This window comes from Sphingobacterium shayense (assembly GCF_013179575.1).
Classification (GTDB): Bacteria; Bacteroidota; Bacteroidia; order Sphingobacteriales; family Sphingobacteriaceae; genus Sphingobacterium; species Sphingobacterium shayense.
The window spans coordinates 54,819-70,309 of the sequence record NZ_JABMCQ010000003.1 but is presented as its reverse complement, the minus strand read 5'-3'; the positions used below and the strand labels follow the sequence as shown (position 1 = coordinate 70,309).

Annotated in this window: 17 protein-coding genes; 12 read left to right on the top strand and 5 right to left on the bottom strand. The window is 39.1% G+C overall.

The window, feature by feature from the left end; all coding sequences use genetic code 11:
- A partial coding sequence (locus HP439_RS01120; protein ID WP_172388501.1) for an ISAon1 family transposase N-terminal region protein occupies nucleotides 1–262 on the bottom strand: 262 nt, incomplete at its 3' end.
- A 354-nt stretch (nucleotides 263–616) separates the two neighbouring features.
- Nucleotides 617–1,246 (bottom strand): nitroreductase family protein, encoded by a 630-nt coding sequence (locus HP439_RS01115; RefSeq protein WP_172388500.1) that lies wholly within the window; start codon nucleotides 1,244–1,246, stop codon nucleotides 617–619.
- 121 nt (nucleotides 1,247–1,367) lie between these two features.
- Between HP439_RS01115 and HP439_RS01110 the strand changes: the two genes are divergently transcribed.
- The 3 genes from HP439_RS01110 to HP439_RS01100 all read left to right on the top strand — a co-directional run bounded on the left by HP439_RS01110 (nucleotide 1,368) and on the right by HP439_RS01100 (nucleotide 3,424).
- Complete coding sequence (locus tag HP439_RS01110) at nucleotides 1,368–1,721, top strand: winged helix-turn-helix transcriptional regulator (RefSeq protein WP_246229140.1); 354 nt, start codon at nucleotides 1,368–1,370, stop codon at nucleotides 1,719–1,721.
- A 136-nt stretch (nucleotides 1,722–1,857) separates the two neighbouring features.
- Entirely contained in the window at nucleotides 1,858–2,352 is a 495-nt protein-coding gene (locus HP439_RS01105) for a DinB family protein (RefSeq protein WP_172388498.1), read from the top strand.
- 256 nt (nucleotides 2,353–2,608) lie between these two features.
- Complete coding sequence (locus HP439_RS01100; RefSeq protein ID WP_172388497.1) at nucleotides 2,609–3,424, top strand: helix-turn-helix domain-containing protein; 816 nt, start codon at nucleotides 2,609–2,611, stop codon at nucleotides 3,422–3,424.
- On the opposite strand, the gene HP439_RS01095 is transcribed toward HP439_RS01100, so the two are convergent.
- Nucleotides 3,421–5,862 carry a TonB-dependent receptor domain-containing protein gene (locus HP439_RS01095; protein WP_172388496.1) on the bottom strand — a complete coding sequence of 814 codons (2,442 nt, stop codon included), beginning with the start codon at nucleotides 5,860–5,862 and terminating at the stop codon, nucleotides 3,421–3,423. The genes HP439_RS01100 and HP439_RS01095 overlap by 4 nt on opposite strands.
- Nucleotides 5,863–6,064: 202 nt before the next feature.
- Between HP439_RS01095 and HP439_RS01090 the strand changes: the two genes are divergently transcribed.
- The 4 genes from HP439_RS01090 to arsB all read left to right on the top strand — a co-directional run bounded on the left by HP439_RS01090 (nucleotide 6,065) and on the right by arsB (nucleotide 8,592).
- Nucleotides 6,065–6,397, top strand: a complete 333-nt coding sequence (locus tag HP439_RS01090) for an ArsR/SmtB family transcription factor (protein WP_172388506.1) — start codon at nucleotides 6,065–6,067, stop codon at nucleotides 6,395–6,397.
- Nucleotides 6,398–6,462: 65 nt separating this feature from the next.
- Complete coding sequence (locus HP439_RS01085) at nucleotides 6,463–6,927, top strand: DUF6428 family protein (protein ID WP_172388495.1); 465 nt, start codon at nucleotides 6,463–6,465, stop codon at nucleotides 6,925–6,927.
- Nucleotides 6,928–6,943: 16 nt separating this feature from the next.
- A complete protein-coding gene (locus tag HP439_RS01080) occupies nucleotides 6,944–7,561 on the top strand; it encodes an arsenate-mycothiol transferase ArsC (RefSeq protein WP_172388494.1) in 618 nt (205 codons plus the stop codon).
- Nucleotides 7,561–8,592: an ACR3 family arsenite efflux transporter gene (gene arsB / locus HP439_RS01075; RefSeq protein ID WP_172388493.1), complete on the top strand. Its 1,032-nt coding sequence runs from the start codon at nucleotides 7,561–7,563 to the stop codon at nucleotides 8,590–8,592. Before HP439_RS01080 ends, arsB begins: the two co-directional genes overlap by 1 nt.
- Before the next feature lie 117 nt (nucleotides 8,593–8,709).
- Here arsB and HP439_RS01070 read toward each other — a convergent pair whose 3' ends face one another.
- Nucleotides 8,710–9,387 carry a potassium channel family protein gene (locus HP439_RS01070; RefSeq protein ID WP_172388492.1) on the bottom strand — a complete coding sequence of 226 codons (678 nt, stop codon included), beginning with the start codon at nucleotides 9,385–9,387 and terminating at the stop codon, nucleotides 8,710–8,712.
- A 5-nt stretch (nucleotides 9,388–9,392) separates the two neighbouring features.
- A complete protein-coding gene (locus tag HP439_RS01065; RefSeq protein WP_172388491.1) occupies nucleotides 9,393–10,778 on the bottom strand; it encodes a potassium transporter TrkG in 1,386 nt (461 codons plus the stop codon).
- 184 nt (nucleotides 10,779–10,962) lie between these two features.
- Here HP439_RS01065 and HP439_RS01060 point away from each other — a divergent pair, with 184 nt between their 5' ends.
- From HP439_RS01060 to HP439_RS01040, 5 genes are all read left to right on the top strand, one after another.
- Nucleotides 10,963–12,438 carry an alanine/glycine:cation symporter family protein gene (locus HP439_RS01060; RefSeq protein ID WP_246229138.1) on the top strand — a complete coding sequence of 492 codons (1,476 nt, stop codon included), beginning with the start codon at nucleotides 10,963–10,965 and terminating at the stop codon, nucleotides 12,436–12,438.
- An 11-nt stretch (nucleotides 12,439–12,449) separates the two neighbouring features.
- On the top strand, nucleotides 12,450–13,634 hold the full coding sequence (gene nhaA, locus HP439_RS01055) for a Na+/H+ antiporter NhaA (RefSeq protein WP_172388490.1): 1,185 nt from the start codon (nucleotides 12,450–12,452) through the stop codon (nucleotides 13,632–13,634).
- 22 nt (nucleotides 13,635–13,656) lie between these two features.
- Nucleotides 13,657–14,460, top strand: coding sequence for a GNAT family N-acetyltransferase (locus HP439_RS01050; RefSeq protein WP_172388489.1), 804 nt, complete (start codon nucleotides 13,657–13,659; stop codon nucleotides 14,458–14,460).
- 42 nt (nucleotides 14,461–14,502) lie between these two features.
- Entirely contained in the window at nucleotides 14,503–14,910 is a 408-nt protein-coding gene (locus tag HP439_RS01045; protein WP_172388488.1) for a GNAT family N-acetyltransferase, read from the top strand.
- Between the two features lie 77 nt (nucleotides 14,911–14,987).
- Entirely contained in the window at nucleotides 14,988–15,485 is a 498-nt protein-coding gene (locus HP439_RS01040; protein WP_172388487.1) for a MepB family protein, read from the top strand.
- Nucleotides 15,486–15,491 lie beyond the last annotated feature (6 nt).

Sequence of the window (15,491 nt, the reverse complement as noted above, 5' to 3'; positions counted from 1 at the left end):
CTGTATCTATTACCGTCCATCGCCTACGCCTGACATGAAGTGTAACTTTCTGACCACGAATAGGAAAATCACTAATCTCGGCTGAAGGCATAAACCCTTTAGATTCTAATTTAATGTTTTCATATCCCGAGGGAACTATGTTTTTTTCATCAAGATGAATATGGAGTTGTTTATCTCTTTGAATAACTTCTATGATATCGAAATATTCTAACAGCCCTTCGGGCAGCAATAGGGATAGTAATTTACGTTCAGCGTCTTGCAAGGGATATCTGTATTAAAGATGCTAAACTAAGAATTATTTAATATTCCCCCCAACTTTTCGGTATGATCCATTTAAACATCAAAGCGCAGGAGAGGGTGAAAAAACCATGGAAATAACTGCCGTCCAATCGAAATCCTGCTCCCGTTAAGCGGTGCGCTTTCAATCCCCACCTTAAGTACACACACCCACTGTTAACAGTTATTAATGAGGATTTTCCGCTGTTATAGGACAATAAGCAGTCCTCGGGCGAATATGTACCACAAGAAGAACCGTTCAAATAGAAACCCGTATGCTAATCCCAAATAATATAGCACATATCAAGTAAGTAATATTTCCATTATACTTGACACGTAATTACCCAACAAAGTCGGCAAATTCCTCTAACGGCAATCGTATTTTCTTCATATTGGCCAAAACGTCACTTTCTACATCACGATAGCCTAACGATAGAATCACTGTCGGGTGTAACCCCTGCTCCTCCAGTCCCAAAATCTCATTAAACCGCTGGGCATCGAAGCCCTCCATCGGCGTAGCATCCACTTTTAATTCTGCCGCCGCAATCAATGCAGTCCCCAATCCAATATACGCCTGTTTGCTGGCCCATATCGCATTTTCCACGCTCGTTCTGGTGCTAAAATAACTTATCAGCATATCCTTCAAGCCGTCCATCCCTCCCGCTGGTAATTCACGTTGCTTTTCCGCCATTTCGATATATTCTTCTATATAAGCATTCGATATTTCGTTAAATGCAGCAAAAACTAATAAATGAGACGAATTTAGAATTTGTCCGTTAAAGGAACCGACTCCCAAATTAGCCCTAATTTCAGAACTAGAAATCACCTTTACTCGGTAAGGCTGGATCCCGCAGGAAGAAGCTGTCAAATTAATAGCCTCCAGAATTTGATTAATTTTTTCGTCACTTACCTTCTCGGTTGTGTATTTTTTAGCGGCATAACGCCATTTTAAGTGATTAATGAGTTCCATTGTCTATTATTTTTTTGTTTATCTAGCAAAGATAAAGGAGAATTGTTTAAATTTGACACTAAGTGACAAAAAGTAATAGTCACTTTTTGGTAACCAAGGGGCAAAGATGAAATCAGAAAATATGATAACAAAAGAATGTGGCCAAACTATATTGGCCATCAACGACACCATGGAAATCTTGAGCGGAAAGTGGAAAATATCTATAATTGCTTGTCTATGCTACAATCCCATGAGGTATTCTGAACTATTGAAGGAAGTACACGGAATTTCCGGTAAGATGCTGAGTCGCGAACTAAAAGAGCTCGAAGCAAATGGATTGATAGAACGAACTGTATCTAACAGCTCCCCGGTCTCCGTATCATATAACATCACAAAATATGGCAGTTCTTTAAAAGAATTAACACATACTATTGCAGCGTGGGGATTCAATCATAGAGCACGTATCATTAAAGAAATGAAAGAGAAAACAGATTAATTCAATTATATTGCACCCTAAGGTGCATTACAACCAGATACGATTTCTTATAAAAATTCATGAGGATGCCTAGAAACTAAGAAATATATAGCTATACGAATTTCGTAAAACCCAACTAAACTTAAAAAAGATTGCCATGGAAAATGCGTTAATAAAGGATGTGGTACAACAATTAAAGGATGTCGAAAACGGAGAATTGTGGATCGACGAAAATTTCACAAAGAAGCTGGCACAAGTAGACGAAACCACGGCCTTTGAACGGCCTGTTCCTGAAATGCACAGCATCGCGGAATTAGCATCTCACTTAATAGAATGGAGGAAAGAAGTTCTCAGTCGTCTAAACGGGAATCCAAGAGGATTCAAGATGAGCGATGCAGCAAATTGGCGAACAAACCAAGAATTAAAAGTACTGGGCTGGAAAAGTCTACTCGAAGATTTTCATAGAACACAAAGAAATCTCATATCCTTCTTAGAGACCAAAGATGATGACTTTCTTAGCAGCCCTTGTCCACACGCCGACCCGTCATTTCCTTATGACTTTAAGTACCTCGTTACAGGGCTAATTCATCACGATATGTATCACCTTGGACAAATGGGTTTAACCATTAAATATCTTAAGAAAGGAATCTAACACGCCTTTTTACGAGTAAAACTTCGTTCGCTTATCAAAGTTTTAATCGATAATCCATCGTATTCTAAACAGGCTCCTTAGTTCCAGGCACTATAATACGGCGCTCCGTTCGTATGTGATTAAATACGCTTAATAAGGGTTAAAAACAACATCTCAAAAATTTTCAGTCTTTATTGTTGTGTAAATACACGTGATAAGGATTGTGCAAATTCAATTTTAATTCCAATATTTAAGGTGTATTTTGCCACAATTTTTAATGATGACAAAAAGAAAAGATATCCAAATAAAAGACAAAATGGAACATGAACGACTTATAAAAGTCGCCACTTTTGATCTTTCCAAGAATATAACCAAACCGCATAAACACAATGGTTATTTGGAACTTGTGTTTTTGTCCTCAACATCCGGCAAGCATTTCATCGACGGTAGAGAAACTATGATAACCACGCCTTGCTTACTTGTAATCAGAAAGGACGATGTTCACCACTGGGAATTAAAAAACCCGGTAAAAGGATTTGTCCTTTTAGTAAAGAATGCTTTTGTTGCCCAGAGTTTAGATTTTGAGATTAACAGGCTCGTGGAACAAATTAGCCGATACGATGCAATATATTTTAAAGACAGTAAAATCATTGAGAATTTACTAGGGATATTGGCGGATGAAGACAATAAAACCTGTCAAGAAGGTATATTTAAAGCAATATTAGCCAAGGCTTTAGAGCATACAGAAAACTCGTTGCGGCGAAACTCGCATCAACCAAATATGTATAATCGATTCTGTAGCCTACTTACCGAAGACGCGCGCGTTATTAACCACGTAGCCTATTATGCTTCGAAACTAAATACGAGTCCTCAGAATTTGAGCGCTGCCTGTAAGAAACATGTAAATTTAACCGCATCCCAAGTACTGGCGGATTATATTATTAAGGAGGCTAAGAGCTTACTCGCATATACAGCCAATTCCATATCAGAAGTAGCATTTAAACTAGGTTTTTCCGATAAATCAAACTTTTCTAAATATTTTAAAAGATATGCGGGACTGACACCAACTGAGTTCAAAAACCAATCATCTTAAAATTCCTTTTCTCCAAATTCACTCTTCGGCAACTTAAGGATTTGACCTAACTTATGAAAGTTGAAATTTAGGTTAACCAAGAAAATATTTTTTTCATAAATATAATTTGTCGTAGTATAGAAATCGTCAGCAGAAGTGGTAATTCGTTGTTCATTTACGCCCCAGTTACCGAGCTCCATAAACTGCCACTGCAATTGCGCTGTAATTGACCCTTTTAAAAACGACTTACTCAAATTGAACGAAGGAGTTACAAATCTCGAATCCAAACCCTGTACAGTAGGCCGTTCTGAAAGATAGTTGAGCTGAAGCCCGCTACTCCAGCTTTTAGAAAAATCAGCTTGCATGCCTGCGTTAACAGAGTAAACCAGATCGCTGTTTGTTCGAGTTTCGTAATCCAATACCTGTCCGGTTATTTTGTAATTATATAAGTTAAGACCGCCATTGATTTTTAACCAGGACCATAGCTTGCCTTCCCCACCTATTTCCATACCGTAACGGGACGCATAATCTGCGTTAGTAAAAACTCGACGAAGAATGGTATCTGCATAAACAGAATTTACCCTTTGAATCGGATTTTTACTATGTTGATAATAGGCATTTAAAAAGACACTTCCTGTATTTAATTTCTTCACGACACCCGCTTCCGCACTGGTCGTGAATTCTGGTAACAATTCCGGATCTCCTTGCTCAAGAGTTTCAGAATGTTCACGCTCAGGAATTGGGTTCAATTCAAAATTGTTATTTCGCTGTACTCTTCGTCCAGCCGCCAATTTTAATGACCAATCGGAACCGAGATCATGCATTAAGCTAAACGTGGGGTACAGTTGATGAATGGAATATGGATATTCTTGGTTCGTATTTATTAGAAGCAGATCCCGTTGGTAGTATTCATACCTCAATCCGATTGACAACTGGGTCTTTTCAGATTTACGGTCGTACTGCGTAAACAATGCATGAACGGTATTAGTTGCGTTCAACTTACCCGTGAACTCGGGGATCAATTCCACATTATCCGTACCATCTTCGGATAAAAAGTATTTAAAATCGCCTTTCTGCCTATCATTTCTCAATTGATACCCCGTTAGTAACTCTGCTCCATCCATCGCCCAGCTATGCTGTAAAGAAAGTCTCAAGCCCTGCAGTGGATTGCTGTAAACATTATGCGTCCATTGTACGGTATCTACTTCGTTTTCAATATTTCCATTTTTAGTAGAACCATAAATGTCCGCATATTCGTAAATCGCGCCCATCTGCAGAGAATGTGCATCGTTGATTTTGTATTGATAAGAAAAATCAAATAGATAAAATTCGCCCTGCTTGTTCTGAAGATTTGGATTAAAATAATCGGTTCTAGATATCTCGCGGCCCGTCGATGGTTGGATTGTCCTGTTGTTGTAGTGAATATCGGCAACCCGATCCTGAAACCTGCGCGAAGCCAATACACCTAAATTAACAGAGTGCTTATCCGAAATGTCGTAGGCACCGTTTAATCTGATACCGAAGTTATACTTATCAAAACTTCTTTCACCTTTCGAAGGAAAGAACGTTTGACGGTCTCCGATAATCGTATTGACATTTCCCTCTCTAAATCCTGCATTGTCATTCCGTAGGTAATTCGCTGAGCCATTCAATTCTAGTTTATCTTTTTTGTACTGAAAAGCAATATCGCCACCGAACCGCTTTTGCGTTTCGCGATTGTTGTAATCATCGATACTCGGAAGTCCCCCTTGAACGTTAAGCACCCAGGCAAACCCGTCGGTCGCAGATTTTTTAGTTTTTAAGTTAATAATGCCGCCCTTACCATCGGGATCAAATTGTGCCGTCGGGCTAGTGATATATTCAACCTCCGCCACATCATTGGCTGCAATTTGATTTAATATGGTCGCAGGGTCTAAGAAGGATGGCTTGCCGTTAATCAACACAATTACGCCGGTATTGCCCCGCATACTGATATTTCCGTTTGCATCCACGGACGCTGAAGGCAAATTCTTAACTACATCTAACGCCGTTCCGCCAATCGCATTTTTATATTGGCCCGCCTGATAGGTTTGCCTATCGCTGCTGTGTTTTTGTGCTGCCGCATTCGCGTTAACCGTAACTCGTTCTAGGTTATTTTCGGCGGAAGAAATAAGAATTGTACCAAGATTAATTGTTTTCTGATCCTGAGCTTCTATGACAATCGTCCTCTGGTTATAGCCAATAAATTTTATTGTTAGATTGTACTTACCCTCCTTCAGATTAGAAAAACTAAAACCACCGGAAGTATCAGTAATCATTCCATCTACCACGGCATTGTTAATATCTAATAGAGCGACGCTTGCATAGGCTACAGGAGCGGTCGATACAGAATCAACGACGACGCCTGATATCTTCGAGTCTTGCGCAAATGCTATTTGAATCGTTAGTAAAAAGCCGATTATAATGAAAAATCTATTCACGGGAGTTAGTTTTTTTTCAAAAATAGGAAAGAAAGACAGGTTGCGAAGCGATATTGAAAATTATACCATCATTTTTTCAAATAAACCATTGTAGCCCACACTGCTCCTGGAATCTTATCATAGAAAATACACATGAATAAAATTGAATAATATTTTCAGTTTCAATATTAATATCGTAATATTGCAATATAAAGATAATGATATGGGACTTACAAAATCAGAAATATTTTCGAGCGAACAAAACAAGCTATCATCCTTATTCAAGGTTTTAGGTCATCCGGCAAGAATCGCTATACTTCAATATGTTATCAATCAAAAATCTTGTATTTGCAATGATTTAGTTGTCGAGTTAGGCTTAGCTCAGGCCACCATTTCTCAGCATTTAAAAGAACTAAAAAGCACCGGCATTATACAAGGAACGATCGAAGGGAAATCCGTTTGCTATTGCATTAATGAAAATATATGGAAAGAAGTCCAATCGGAATTAAACTCATTTTTCAATCAAGAAGTAAAAGTGACTACCTGCTGTTCCTAGATTTCTTAACTATATAATATCGTCATATAGCATGTATATAATATTCATTTATAAATTCAATTAATATGAGACTGTCAAAAATCAAAGAAATTCTACCAGCATTAGACAATGTTGAATTTCAGTTAGAAGATGGAACATTCGTCCCCGAACACTTCCACGTAACCGAAGTCGGTCAGGTTATCAAAAATTTCATTGACTGCGGGGGTGTGATCCGCAATGAGCTAGTCGTAAATTTTCAACTATGGAATGCTGATGATTTTGAACATCGTTTAAAACCTGGCAAGCTACTCCATATTATCAACCTTTCGGAGGAAAAATTAGGTATCAAAGACGCAGAAATTGAGGTAGAATATCAAAGTGAAACAATAGGTAAATACGACTTGGATTTCAACGGAAAGCATTTTGTGCTAAAAAACAAACAAACGGCCTGTTTGGCGAGCGACGCTTGTGGAGTTCCTACAGAAATGCTGAAAATAGAACTACTGGAATCCAACAATAACTCCTGCGCCCCTGGTTCTGGATGTTGCTAATTAAAAAACAATCGTGATGTATCAGAAACTAACTGAAACTATAAAGGGAATAATTGATATTCAATCCGTGGGCGAAGAACGTGCAACCATATTACAGCCGTTTATTGATTTTGTTCAACAAAAGGTTGATCAAGCACAGCAGATTAATATCAATTTCATCTGCACGCACAATTCCCGAAGAAGCCATTTATCGCAGATATGGGCACAGGCAGCAGCGTCATATTTTAACATTCCAAACGTTTATAGTTACTCGGGCGGTACAGAGGAAACGGCGGTATTCCCGAAGGTCGTAGAAACATTAACCGATCAAGGATTTAACGCCTTCAAAATTACGGATACCGAAAATCCCGTATATGCGGTAAAGTTCAGTGATAATGCATTACCCGTAATCGGTTTCTCCAAAAGATACGACAGTCCGTTTAACCCAGTATCCAAATTTGCCGCTATTATGACCTGTTCACAGGCGGACGGAGCCTGCCCCTTTATAGCAGGCGCTGAACGACGAATACCAATAACATTTGAGGACCCTAAGATTTCGGACGGCACGCCCAACCAAACGCAAGTATACGCAGAAAGGAGCTTACAGATAGCAGCCGAAATGTTTTATGTTTTTTCAAAGATAAAGATTAACTGATGCAACCAAAGCTAAAATTCCTTGACCGTTATCTCACACTATGGATATTCCTTGCAATGGCGATCGGCATTAGCTTGGGGTATATTTTTCCAAGTGTTTCCAGTGTTACCGAAAGTTTATCTACGGGCACGACTAATATTCCTTTGGCAATAGGACTGATATTAATGATGTACCCTCCCTTAGCCAAAGTAGATTATTCATTGTTGCCTAAAGCATTTAAGGATAAAAAAGTTATCAGTATATCCCTGTTCCTAAATTGGGTGGTGGGCACAGTTTTAATGTTCGGGTTAGCAGTCCTTTTTTTAAAAGACGAACCAGACTATATGACGGGGTTAATACTGATCGGTTTAGCTAGATGTATTGCGATGGTTATCGTGTGGAATGATTTAGCAAAAGGAAACAGAGAGTACGCCGCCTTGCTGGTGGCTTTGAACAGTATTTTTCAGATCTTGACATACAGTTTCTTTGTATGGTTGTTTATCAACGTCCTTCCTAGTAAATTAGGCTTGGCCAATTTTAACGTGAGTGTATCGATGAAAGATGTTACCGAAAGCGTATTAATATACCTAGGTATACCTTTTTTTGCGGGTTTTATGAGTCGGTTCGTCCTTGTAAAATTAAAAGGCATTGAATGGTATAATCGGAAATTTATACCCAAGATATCGCCAATTACCTTATATGCTTTGCTATTTACGATTATCTTAATGTTCAGCCTGAAAGGTGATAAGATATTAGAGCTGCCGATGGACGTAGTAAAAGTGGCTATACCACTGATCATTTACTTTGTAGTGATGTTTTTCGTAAGCTTCTTTATCAATAGATCATTAAAGATTCCATATGATAAGAATGCATCGATTGCTTTTACCGCCACAGGAAATAATTTTGAGCTTGCTATAGCTGTATCCATAGCGGTATTTGGCATTCATTCACCACAGGCTTTTGTAGGTGTTATAGGTCCTCTGGTGGAAGTCCCGGTATTAATACTATTGGTACGAACGAGCTTATGGCTAAAAAAGAAATATTATAGTTAACAAGGCCGTTCTGAGCTAACGTGCTGGGGATCATTCGCTTAAAAATAAACCTTCTAAAAGTTTCTAGCCTTCTCATTTACTTGTAATTGAGAAGGCTAATATTTAAACCAGCATATCTTAAAGGAACGATTTAATATGATCGTTGTAACCATAAATAGCCAAGATATCTCCAGTTTCAAGTTTCATGTCAGGTCGAGGAATACCATGCAATACGGTGGTGACCACGCTTTTTCCAAAAGAAGTCTGTTTCTCGGTATTTTTTAGGATAGTCAACACCAATAACTCATACTTCTCACGAAATCCTATTTCTTGGATTGTTTTACCAATGTATTTTTCAGGTACTACAACTTCAACAATCGAGTAATTACTGTTTAATTCGAATGAATCAACAAGTCCGGTCATACAGAGCCGTTTCGACCAGCGCTCAGCGGACTCCTCTTCGGGATGTGCAATCTCAGAAACACCTAAAGCTCCTAGAACCTTTTCATGCAGGCGGTTTACCGCTCTACTGATCAAACGCTTTACGTTTGCTTCTTTACACAGTGCGCAAACCATAATATTAGCACCTTCATCTTCACCGATTGCAACGATAAATACATCGGTGTTTTTCAGTGGCAAAGATCGAAATGCCGTTTCATCGGTTGCGTCAAGACAAATAGTATGTGTAATTTTTTCTTTTAATGCTGTCACCTTTTCAAGGCGCATGTCCACACCAATCACCTCGTTTCCCTGTATAGTGAGTTTTTCCGCCAATGATGCACCAAAGTTTCCTAGGCCTATGATTGTAAATTTCATAAAAATTAATTTATTGTTAGCTCCTCTGGAGCGTATTTATAATGAACGTATCGCACTTTTCTAACAAATGCAATCAAGACGGATAACATTGTTACCCTTCCGATAAACATTAGTAAAATCAATACTATTCTACTTTCTTGAACTAAATCGCCCGTCACACCCAACGATAAACCGACTGTACTATAAGCGGAAAAACATTCAAAAGCTATATCCGTTAAAGACCTGTTTGGCTCGAAAAATGAAATTGCGAACACACCTAACCCAATAACAATCAGAGATAGAAACATTGTAGCGAAAGCACGTTGAATTGATATAGCAGCAATTTCTCGACGAAAAATTTCTGTTCTATCTTTTCCTTTCGCAAGACTGATGACATTCAATATCGCTACAGCAAAAGTGCTAGTTTTTATTCCCCCACCCGTCGAATTTGGAGATGCTCCTATCCACATCAACAACATAACAAATAATATGCTGGAAAAATGTAACTGTGCAAAGTCAATACTGTTGAATCCAGCTGTTCTTGGTGTTGTGGCGGTTGCGAAAGCTATAACCCATTTCCCTATACCGTCATGATCGACAAAAACATGGCTATACTCATTGATGTAAAGTACAAAAGTGGCTATTATTGAGATAAGGGCGGTAGTAATAAGGTTTATTTTGCTATTTATCGTGATCACCCAAGGGCGATGATAATTTTCCTTTAATGTCCATTTCCTTGTCAATCTGTTCATTAGATGCTTTATATATTTTAGTACGTTAATCACGATCGGAAACCCCAAACCTCCAAAAATATAGATACATGCAACTGTAAACTGAAAACCATAATTGTATAAGACCGTTTCGTCCATGAGCCCTTTTGGTAATGTAGAAAACCCTGCATTACAAAAAGACGAAACAGAATGAAATAGTGATAGAAATATTCGTTGACCTATTGATAAATCAGTCAGAGTTGAAGCGACGCTCCAATAAATCGCAATTGCTCCAACGATCTCTATACCAAAAGTTATTAATACTGTCCGTTTAAGAAGCGTAAAAACTTCACCCAATCGATCGGTGTTCGAAAAAGCCCTTATAGCTAATTGGTTTTCGTAAGTGCTCCCTCCTTTGAGAAAATAGGCAAACAGACTGGCAAAAGACAAAATACCTAACCCCCCAGCTTGGATCAGTAGCATGATGAAGAGCTGGCCCCAAAAAGTAAAATGAGCCGCTGTATCGACTACTATCAAACCAGTAACGCAAACAGCACTTGTCGCAGTAAATAAAGAGTCCACCCATGACAAGGGCTTATTTAAAGCGAAAGGCAAACGGAGCAATAGAGTTCCGAATGCTATAAGTCCTAGAAAACTAGAAATAAACAACTGGGCAGGATTAAATAAGCTTCGCTTGATCACTTTCTCAAATATTTGACATAAAACTAAGAAAATATCTTGATTTGGCTAATCGAGAAACAACCGACAAGTCTGTTATTTATAATTTTGTTGGTTTAAATCGTGTTAGATACTTACTATAAGTATTTCGGATGCAACTGAAAGAATATCATAAGTAGAATCTATGCAATAATTCCAGATGGCACCAATGGATTTATTTACTTTAGCAAATCATCGGAACCAAGTATTAAAAATGCACGCTGTAATAGATAAAATTTATAATATAATATGGAGCGATGTGCTGGTCTACTTTTGCTTATTGACTGGTATATACTTCACGATTCGCTTTCGCTTTCCTCAATTGACACTGGTACCTGAAATGTTACGGCTGCTTTTTAAGGGTAAAAGCTCCTCTAAAGGGATCTCATCTTTTCAGGCTTTTTCATTAGCTATTTCAGGAAGGGTGGGCACTGGAAACATCGCTGGCGTAGCGACTGCCATAGGTATGGGTGGGCCGGGCGCGGTATTCTGGATGTGGGTGATCGCCTTTTTAGGAAGCGCTTCAGCTATTGTCGAAGCCACGCTTGGCCAAATGTACAAAGAAGTCAACGATGGAGAATACCGTGGAGGGCCCGCCTTCTACATATTAAAGGGATTAAATTCCAAAATTTTTGCGTGGACTTTTGCCATTGTCACAATTGTAAGTACCGGTTTTCTGCTTCCTAGCGTACAAAGCAACAGTATAAGTATTGCGGCCCAGTCTGCATTTAATATATCTCCGATTTTCACAGGGATATTTCTAGCGGGACTCTTAGCAATAATAATTGTGGGCGGAGTAAAGCGAATCAGTAAAGTTGCAGAATACGTCGTTCCATTTATGGCTGGAGCGTATATTATTATGGCCTTGGTTATTATCGGAATTAATTTTACACAGATCCCCGCAATCTTTACCCTAATCGTTAAATCGGCTTTAAATTTAGAATCAGGCTTTGGAGCGGTTGCCGGAACAGCCATTGCTTGGGGCGTAAAACGAGGAATTTACAGCAACGAGGCGGGCCAAGGTACCGCGCCACATGCGGCGGCGGCAGCGGAAGTGTCTCACCCAATTAAGCAAGGACTTGTCCAAGGTTTTTCTGTTTACGTAGATACCTTATTCGTATGTACCGCAACGGCATTAATGATCCTTTTTACCGGACAATATAATATAGTAGACCCGGCCGGTGGCTTCATCGTTGAAAACCTTCCATCTATCGAAATGGGCCCCGCCTACACGCAGTACGCTGTTTCCCATCACTTCCCAACTATAGGAGGACCCTTTATTGCACTGTCCCTAACGTTTTTCGCGTTCACAACAATTATGGCCTATTATTATATCGCTGAGACAAACATCAGTTTTATCGTTAGGAAAGGCAACAAAGTTTGGATCGTATGGATATTGCGCATATTAATTTTAAGCTCGGTCTATATGGGTTGTATTAGCACTGCTGAATCCGCATGGATTCTAGGTGACATTGGTGTCGGTTTAATGGCCTGGTTAAATCTGATCGCTATTATTCTGCTACATCGAAAAGTGATCCGCCTTTTTGACGATTATAATTTGCAGAAAAAAAACAAAAAAGACCCTGTGTTCGATAATAATAGATTTAAGTTTCCTAACATGGATACCTGGTTCAACAAAAAATAAACAACATAAATATGAATAATTTAATTAACCTGACTGTCTTTAGAGACTTTTTCAAATCGAGTAATGCGGGAGGAATAATTCTATTTATCTGCGTAATACTCTCAATGATTATAGCAAATACCTCAGCAGGGCCGGCGCTGCAAACCCTGTTAGATTATCAGCTTGGCTTCGAATCAGAAAATATACATCTTAATTATAATGTATTAATCTGGATCAACGACGGTTTGATGGCAATATTTTTTTTGCTGGTTGGTTTGGAAATCAAACGTGAAATCGTTGAAGGAGAATTATCGTCTCCGAAAAAAGCTTCGCTACCTATTTTGTGCGCAATTGGTGGGGCTGTCGTTCCCGCTCTTATTTATGTGAGTCTCAATGGGGGAACGGAGACAGCGAGTGGTTGGGGCATCCCTATGGCGACTGATATCGCTTTCGCCCTCGCCGTTATAGGTATGTTAGGAAAACGTATACCTACAAGCTTAAAAATCTTCTTAGCAGCTCTCGCTATTGTTGACGATTTGATAGCTATCTTGGTAATAGCCTTTTTTTATTCCTCGGGGATCGAAACCAGCTACCTCCTTTACGCAGCGATTGGATTAGCAGTGCTTGTGGTCATGAACAGGTTAAACATACAAAACCCCTACTTGTATCTCATTCCAGGAGTATTTATCTGGTATTTTGTTCACCATTCTGGTATTCATGCAACTATTGCAGGAGTATTAGTAGCCATGACAATTCCCACCAATGACACCGATATTGAATCACCGCTTGAACGCCTAGAACATGCATTGGTTAGACCTGTCAACTTTCTTATAATCCCGCTTTTTGCATTTGCCAATACCAATATCACATTGGAATCTCAAATGATTGACGGACTCGCTGCGCCATTAGGACTAGGCATCGGGTTAGGCCTTCTATTAGGTAAACCTATTGGTATTTTCCTTACGGCATACATTTGCTCAAAACTAAAGCTTGCGGCTTTACCAGAGGGAAGTAACTTCAAACATATTATTGGTGTTGGATTACTGGCTGGAATTGGGTTTACGATGTCGATCTTTATTTCAATACTTTCCTTCGATGACCCTTTGCATGTTAACGAAGCGAAGCTATCCATATTGATCACATCCGTGCTCGCGGGTATTGCTGGTTACTTTTTCTTATATCGTTCTCGTATGACGAAAAATAAAACCATATCATAATCAGAAAAAGCCAATAAAAACAATGGATCTAGAACGCTTATTGATACCCGATATAAAGCGTATCAGTCACCTGCAGCCAGAGGGTTGGGAAGATATAGCTAACAAATTCAGAGAATATTGTTCGCGATCCTTCTGTCACCCGGTAAAACTCGTGGCGGAAAACCAAATCGTCGGTATCGGCGTGCTGATACTACATAAAGATTCGGCATGGTTAGCACACATCATCGTTGACAAGTCATACCGTGGTCAAGGTATTGGCAATAGAATCGTAACGCATCTAGTCCAGTATGCCGCTAAAAATGGTTTTTTATCGATAAACCTTATTGCTACTGAGCTCGGCGCACCTGTATACAAAAAAGTGGGGTTCTATCCCGTATGTAATTACGTTTCGCTAAAAAAAACTAAATTTTGGCCCGCCAGCCGAAACACTGGTAAAACAATAACAGCGAGTAAAGAGCAATATCAACAGATCCTTCGGTTAGATAGAGAGATCACAGGTGAAAACCGTCACGAGCTGATATCTCCCTATTTAACGGATTGTATCGTATATACAGACGGAGGATCTGTTGAAGGATTTTATGTCCCAGGGCTTGGACAAGGGCCAATTTATGCTGTTACAGATCGTGCTGGGATTGCATTAATGGAGTTAAAATATAGCTCATCTGATATCGCGGTTTTACCAGAAGCGAATAACACAGGGATCGAATTTTTAATTCAACGAGGGTTCGAAATTCAAAATACTACTGCCGTTAGAATGGCTTGGGGACAAGAACTTCCATGGCAGCCACAAAACGTATTTAGCCGAATTGGCGGAAACTATGGATAAGTACGAAGATCCCTATTTTAACCGTCTTACAAATAAAATAAAATGAATATTCTGATATCCGATACGCGCAAAATTGACAAAAACGAGGTTATTGAACTATATAGCGCCAATGGATGGAGCTCGGCCAATAAACCTGATGAACTTTTTCTGGGGTTACTGAATTCACATTCGCTAATCACCGCCAGACGTGATGGTAGACTCGTGGGACTCGGGAATGCTATATCCGATGGCCACCTCTTGGTTTATTATCCACACCTGTTAGTCCATCCCGATTTTCACGGCCAGAGTATCGGAAGTTTGATAATGAAAAAGATGCAAGAAATATACGGAAACTTCCATATGCAGATGCTCACCGCCGACGGGAAAGCATTAGATTTCTACAAAAAGGTGGGCTTTTCGCGAGCGGGTCAAACAGAACCAATGTGGATATACGAAGGAAATGATCATTAAAAATAGGTTAGACGATCAGTATAAAATAATTATAAAGCAAAAACTAGACAGGCGTAAGCTAGACGACACCACAAACAATGATTGAGGAACTTAGAAAAATTGAATCTATCCTTTTAGGACCGCTCGATTTAAATATCTTAAATTTATTCGCAGAGAAAGAATGTACCGAATACAGTGGTTACAATTTTGAAGTTAATAACTTCAAAATAAAATTCAGAAAAGCAAAGATTACCCCTAAAAAAGTTGGACAATTCGTCACCCTATGGAAAAGAAATTCACAAAACCAAACTGAGCCCTTTAATGTGAAGGACGATTTTGATTTCTATGTAATAGCCACGGCAGGAATTGATAGATTTGGATTTTTCATTTTCCCGAAAGATATATTGAGTCATAAACATATCTTGACTAACAATGAAAAAGGTGGAAAAAGAGGTTTTCGAGTCTACCCGTCGTGGGATATCCCTGCAAACAAAATGGCGGAAAAAGCTAAAAGCTGGCAATCAACGTATTTCATCGATTTAACGATCAACGGCAAAAATGATTTAAAAAAATTTAAATCTATTTTGGGCATCTAAAGCCCA